Raw genomic sequence first — 251 nt, 5'->3', positions numbered from 1 at the left:
GGGGGGGGGGGGGCACACCCACCCCCGGCTGCCCGCCCGCGCGGTCCAGGTGACCAGCCGCGTCGCGGAGCTGCTGACCCCGGAGAACCAGCGGGCCATCAGCGAGACGCTGGAGAACAGCCGGGTCCTCACCGCCGAGCTGGCCAAGGCCGCTGCGGGGCTGGAGGGGACCATGGCCCGGCTGAACAGCGTCATGGCGAGGATCGAGGTCGCCGCCCCGAGCGTTCAGGAGTCCATGGTGTCCATGGCCA

Annotated in this window: 1 protein-coding gene; it reads left to right on the top strand. The window is 73.7% G+C overall.

Annotated features, from left to right (window positions below; translation table 11 throughout):
* The coding region (locus JT719_RS24980) for a hypothetical protein (RefSeq protein ID WP_207436482.1) at positions 1-251 on the top strand (251 nt) is incomplete at both ends.

Source organism: Sabulibacter ruber (assembly GCF_017355955.1).
In the GTDB taxonomy this organism is placed as follows: domain Bacteria; phylum Bacteroidota; class Bacteroidia; order Cytophagales; family Hymenobacteraceae; genus Nibribacter; species Nibribacter ruber_A.
This window is presented reverse-complemented; position numbering and strand designations above follow the sequence as displayed.